The organism is Pantanalinema rosaneae CENA516, from assembly GCF_050753385.1.
Taxonomy (GTDB): domain Bacteria; phylum Cyanobacteriota; class Cyanobacteriia; order Leptolyngbyales; family Leptolyngbyaceae; genus Pantanalinema; species Pantanalinema rosaneae.
In genome coordinates, this window is record NZ_JBLZFZ010000125.1 from 1 (window position 1) to 5,255 (window position 5,255).

Genomic DNA, 5,255 nt, shown 5'->3' on the forward strand with positions numbered 1-5,255 from the left:
GTATAGGGTTTGCCGGGTGGGATCAAACTGGGCACTCAGAACAGATCCATTCGTTTTTAACAGTTCTTTCTGAGTTCCCTGATTGGTGACAAGGAACAACGATCGGGTGCGATCGGGATTAAATTTCAGCATGGCAGCCAGGGATCCATCCCTGGAAAAACTGAGTACCATGCCAAACTTAGGCAAAAAGTCGAGAGGTTTGGCATCGGGGTAAAGGGGCAGTAACGCTAAACCCTGACCTTGTGCGATCGCCAGAGCATCACTATCGGGGGTGATCAGAAAATCGCCACCGGGTTGCCCCTTAAGGGGTTGGGGAGCTGCTCCTTCTCGCACGATCCAGGGCCCGAAGTCGCTGGGATCTTGGCGATTCACCCGTTGCACCACAATAATTTTGCCATCTGCCGATAAATCAAAGCGGAGATTTTGGTAGGTGGTGTTATCTAAAATGCGCTCGACTTGACCGGGGGGCTGGTTTGGGCGCACTACCCGCTCGGCTTGATCGGCATCTAACTGCTGGGGTGGGGTGATCTGAATGCCGGTGGTAACGCTATAAAGCTGCTGTTCTAAGAGGCCCTGGGGCTGCTTGGTGCGAGGAGCGGCGGCAAATAAGATGCGATCGCCCAGGGGATAGAACTTGTAATCCATCACCACGAGGTCGCTGGGCGTCAGGAGCAGCTTTTGGTCAGCCGTGAGGTTATAGAGCACCAAGCGCCCTTCCTCGTCGCCCTGCGTTCCAATATAGGTAAAGGCACGATCGCGGGTTTGAAATTGGGCAGAGAATGGTTTAATCACGGTGCGGCTGGCTCCACCTGCAAACCGATCCCTGGCATTGGCTAGCGTGACCTCAAACTGTGTCCCATAGGGGGCTGGCATCGTGAGGGTATAAGCCATGCGTCGTCCTGCCCAACTGGTTTTGCCAGGGAGTTCGGGCTGAATTTTGAGGTTTTGCTTGACCGATTCTTGATCCATAGGACGGTTGAAGCTGAGGATAAAGGCGGTATCATCTGCCCCAACCTGTTTGTTTTGCCAGCTAAACTGGCGCACTTGGGCAGCGGTTCGATCGCCGCCCCACAGTAATACGCCAATTAAGACAGACAAGAGGAGCATGAGGGCAATCGCTGCCCGATCGAGGGCTTGGGGAAAGGTCGATCGCGGCGTAGCAGAATTGGAACGAGATAAACTGGGCATTCTAGGTAATGTGTATCGATCGGGAATGGTGATGACTGTGGCACCGACAAAACTTCATTTTAAGGATCTGGGTTCCGAAATCCTGTTAGTCGAAAACCTGTTGGAACCATCCCTCTGTAGCCATATTCTGCAAGTAGCAGAGTGCTGCCAGTTTAAACCATCCAGCATTTTAATTAATGTGGTGGATACCGAGGTACGGAAGGGGGGCATCCTGGCACTGGGTAATACTGAGAATTCCCTGCTGGAATCGACCAATCAACTGCTGTTGAGCAAAGTTAAAATTATTCAGGATTTGCTGCTGCGTCACTATGGGGTGCCGTTTCCCCATGCAGAGATGTGTTCGCTGCTGCGCTATGGACCGGGAGATGCTTATAAACGCCATGTGGATAATCTGCTCCTGGCTAGTCGCTTTATGGAACTCGCGAACAATATTCCGACGCGAGACATCAGTATTGTCGGGTATTTGAACGATACCTTTGAGGGGGGTGAAACCCTGTTCGATCGTCAAAACATTAAAGTCAAGCCCCAGGCAGGCAGCGCGATCGTGTTTCCGGCGTATTACACCCATCCGCATCAATCGTTACCTGTTACTAAAGGCAAGAAATATGCCTTTACCTGCTGGCTCTTTCATTAATGGGGGATGCCGTTGCTGCTGCGATCAATCTGGCATGATGAGCGATCGCTATTTTCCAAGTCAAGCTTTCAGATTCAACCGGTTTTGATAGGAAAATTTAGTATGAAGCGGAAAATTCTCTCCTTTGTTTTGCTACTATTGCTAGTTGGCTGTAGTCAGTCGCCTAGTTTAAGGGGGAAATATGAATCGGAAACAGCGATGGCAGGACTGGAGTTTCTCTCCGGTGATGAAGTGATCACAAACTTTAGAAACCCAGCTTATAACGATTTTAAGGAAAATTACGTGATATCTAAAGGGAAACAGGGTTACTTGATTAAGATATTTAATGTTTGGGGTTCTACAACTCAAAGAATTGATATCCGAGAAAATATAGTTATTTTACAAAGTGATGGTAAAACAACGAGATATTACAACGTCGATCGCTTTTCTTGGGAATAATTCATGATTGAAGGCAACTACAACACTGCACATGAAAAAGACTCAAATCCTTCTATTTTTAATTGCATTAGGCATCACTAGTTGCCAAAGAAATTCCCTAGACAGCACCCTAAATCTCCCTGGCACTTGTGGTTCTAAAGAGATTCAGGGCACACAAGTTCAATATATTGTGATTAACAACAAGCCGACTTTAGTATTGTGGGCTGATTATGTGGGTTCGGAACGAAGTACCTGTGGTTCAGCCTTGGAAGACTCCTATGCTGGTGAGATCAAAGCCGGAGGAAGTAAGCAAATTGAGTGGCAGTGGGGAAGTCCAGACGGCAAGCAAAATATTGTTTCGATTAATGGCATTCCGTTCGATTTTAATCAGGGCAATGTATTTTTGATTCCTGTAGTGAAAGGCGATCGCATTCAGCAACTCCAACGCGATCTGAAAGCAGACTCAACTGTATTTGAACAACTCAGCAAAAATGATCCGGAAATCCGGCAGTTTGTTGAAGGATCTGCCCCAAAGTAGCTGTCAATCTCGTACAAGTTGAAGATTTAACTCAATCGCTGCTTCTACATCTAGCTTAACTTGCGTTACTTTGTGGCATAAATGCGCTATATATAGCGTCAGCCCGTAAAGGTAAGTGGTGAAGACGGAAAATTCCGTTAAGATTGGAGCAGCATGGGAACAGTCAGAACAATGGTACGCTCTGGAGTCGGGATTCGCACAGCTCAATCTCGCTCTGACCGATTGGTGGGTCAGATCCATGTCTATGACGGGGCAGGAAAAGGGAAATCCCAAGCTGCCCTGGGAGTGGTACTGCGATCGATCGGCTTAGGCATCCATACCGATTGGCAAACCCGCGTGTTGCTGTTGCGCTTTCTCAAAGGTCCCGGACGCACCTATGACGAAGATGGCGCGATCGAAGCGCTGCAACGAGGCTTTCCCCACTTAATTGATCAAGTTCGCACAGGTCGAGCCGAGTTTTTTGGACCGGAAGAAATTACCCGCTTCGATCGGCTGGAAGCGCAACGCGGTTGGGATGTGGCAAAAGGCGCGATCGCCTCTGGACTCTATTCAGTAGTGGTGCTGGATGAGTTAAACCCGGTTTTAGATCTGGGGTTACTGGCGGTGGAAGATGTCGTCAGTGCCTTAAAGCGGAAGCCGGAACAGATGGAGATTATTGCGACTGGACGCGCCGCTCCCCAGGGACTGTTGGATATTGCCGATTTGCATTCCGAAATGCGACCGCAGTATCACCCGACGGCTCAGGCATACGGCATGTCTGGGATTGAGATTTATACCGGGTCTGGAAAAGGCAAGTCTACGAGTGCTTTAGGGAAAGCCTTGCAAGCGATCGGGCGGGGCATTAGCCAGGATCTATCCCACCGAGTGTTGATCATGCAGTGGCTTAAAGGGGGTAGTGGCTATACCGAAGATGCGGCGATCGCGGCACTGCGCCAAAGTTATCCCAATCTGGTGGATCATCAACGCTGTGGGCGAGATGCGATCGTCTGGCGCGGTCAACAACAGGAACTCGATTATGTTGAGGCGGAACGGGGGTGGGAAATTGCCAGAGCCGCGATCGCCTCGGGACTCTATAAGACGATTATTTTGGATGAACTGAATCCCACGGTGGATCTGGAGCTATTGCCAGAAGAACCGATCGTCCATGCGTTGTTGCGGAAGCCCCGTGACACGGAAATTATCATTACTGGACGGTGTAAAAATCCGCCTGCCTACTTCGATCTCGCCAGCACCCACTCGGAGATGATCTGTCACAAACACTATGCCGAGAAAGGGGTCGATCTAAAGCGTGGGGTAGATTTTTAGCCGACTGATTAAGCCGAGGGGAGATTAGATCAACCTAACTTGTGATCGCGACAAATAGATATCCCCCTGCCTCCGGCATCCCCCTTGGAAAGGGGGACAGAGGGGGATCGAGTGAAACGGACTTGCCACCTTTTCAATTCAAATTGATATTAGATGATAGGGTGAGGAAATCAATTTTGCGATCGCTCTATGACGCTCCGCCTTCCTCTGCCCCGTCGTCTGTTGTCTGACCGTCCCAGTCTGTCTCTGCAAATGACTCGGATTGGGTTGGTGATTACGATTCTGTTTCTCCTCCTTGCCATCACGGCTCCCCTCTTACAAACGATCGGCGTACTGCAAAGCCCGATCGAGTTTTTAGATAATCCTCCCAGTCAGCCCCCTTCGCTCCAGCATTGGTTTGGCACCACTAGCCTTGGCTATGATGTGTTCTCCCGTACCATCTTCGGCAGTCAAGCGGCTTGGCAGGTCGTGATTCTGGCAACCCTACTGAGCTTAATCCTTGGTGTGCCTCTGGGGATGGTCAGTGGCTATCTTGGTGGTAGGCTCGATCGCCTCCTGCTATTTCTGATGGATGCGGTCTATACCCTACCGGGACTGTTGCTGTCTGTCACCCTGGCGTTTGTGGTGGGACGAGGAGTGCTAAATGCCGCGATCGCCCTCAGTATTGCCTATGTCCCCCAGTATTACCGGGTCGTTAGAAACCATACGGTCAGCGTCAAGACCGAGATGTTTGTGGAAGCGGCTCAGGCGTTAGGAGCCTCTACCTGGCGGATCATGACGCGGTATCTATTCCTGAACGTGGTACAAAGTGTACCTGTCCTCCTGACCTTAAATGCGGCTGATGCAGTGCTAACCCTAGGAGGATTGGGCTTTTTGGGCTTAGGCTTGCCCGAAGAAACGCCGGAATGGGGGTATGATTTGCAGCAAGCTCTGAATGGGCTATCAACGGGGGGAATTTGGTGGACGACGTTATTTCCCGGTTTAGCCATGACCATCATGGTAGTTGGCTTATCCCTATTAGGTGAGGGCTTGAATGAGTTTATTAATCCGGCGCAACGGGTGAGTTTGGCGGAACTGGATCAGGCGAAGTCGCCGACGGAAGGGTAGGGAGTGGGGAAGAAGATGAGGGAGATGGGAGGATGAGGAAGATGAGGGAGATGGGAGGATGAGGAA

Annotated in this window: 6 protein-coding genes; 5 read left to right on the forward strand and 1 reads right to left on the reverse strand. The window is 50.3% G+C overall.

Going from position 1 to position 5,255, the window contains the following annotated elements:
- Nucleotides 1-1,188: hypothetical protein (locus ACN4EK_RS31910; protein WP_431662479.1), on the reverse strand; the 1,188-nt coding region annotated here is incomplete at its 3' end.
- A gap of 31 nt (nt 1,189-1,219) precedes the next feature.
- On the opposite strand from ACN4EK_RS31910, the gene ACN4EK_RS31915 reads away from it, so the two are divergent.
- The 5 genes from ACN4EK_RS31915 to ACN4EK_RS31935 all read left to right on the forward strand — a co-directional run bounded on the left by ACN4EK_RS31915 (nt 1,220) and on the right by ACN4EK_RS31935 (nt 5,189).
- On the forward strand, nt 1,220-1,822 hold the full coding sequence (locus ACN4EK_RS31915) for a prolyl hydroxylase family protein (RefSeq protein ID WP_431662480.1): 603 nt from the start codon (nt 1,220-1,222) through the stop codon (nt 1,820-1,822).
- Between the two features lie 102 nt (nt 1,823-1,924).
- On the forward strand, nt 1,925-2,260 hold the full coding sequence (locus ACN4EK_RS31920; protein ID WP_431662481.1) for a hypothetical protein: 336 nt from the start codon (nt 1,925-1,927) through the stop codon (nt 2,258-2,260).
- Nucleotides 2,261-2,291: 31 nt separating this feature from the next.
- Complete coding sequence (locus ACN4EK_RS31925) at nt 2,292-2,777, forward strand: hypothetical protein (protein ID WP_431662482.1); 486 nt, start codon at nt 2,292-2,294, stop codon at nt 2,775-2,777.
- Between the two features lie 153 nt (nt 2,778-2,930).
- Nucleotides 2,931-4,082, forward strand: a complete 1,152-nt coding sequence (locus ACN4EK_RS31930) for a cob(I)yrinic acid a,c-diamide adenosyltransferase (RefSeq protein WP_431662483.1) — start codon at nt 2,931-2,933, stop codon at nt 4,080-4,082.
- A gap of 189 nt (nt 4,083-4,271) precedes the next feature.
- Nucleotides 4,272-5,189 carry an ABC transporter permease gene (locus tag ACN4EK_RS31935; RefSeq protein ID WP_431662484.1) on the forward strand — a complete coding sequence of 306 codons (918 nt, stop codon included), beginning with the start codon at nt 4,272-4,274 and terminating at the stop codon, nt 5,187-5,189.
- Nucleotides 5,190-5,255 lie beyond the last annotated feature (66 nt).

Coding starts and splice junctions, on each gene's coding strand:
- ACN4EK_RS31930 (WP_431662483.1), top strand. CDS start 2,931: ATGGGAACAGTCAGAACAATGGTACGCTCTGGAGTCGGGATTCGCACA.
- ACN4EK_RS31920 (WP_431662481.1), top strand. CDS start 1,925: ATGAAGCGGAAAATTCTCTCCTTTGTTTTGCTACTATTGCTAGTTGGC.
- ACN4EK_RS31925 (WP_431662482.1), top strand. CDS start 2,292: ATGAAAAAGACTCAAATCCTTCTATTTTTAATTGCATTAGGCATCACT.
- ACN4EK_RS31915 (WP_431662480.1), top strand. CDS start 1,220: ATGACTGTGGCACCGACAAAACTTCATTTTAAGGATCTGGGTTCCGAA.
- ACN4EK_RS31935 (WP_431662484.1), top strand. CDS start 4,272: ATGACGCTCCGCCTTCCTCTGCCCCGTCGTCTGTTGTCTGACCGTCCC.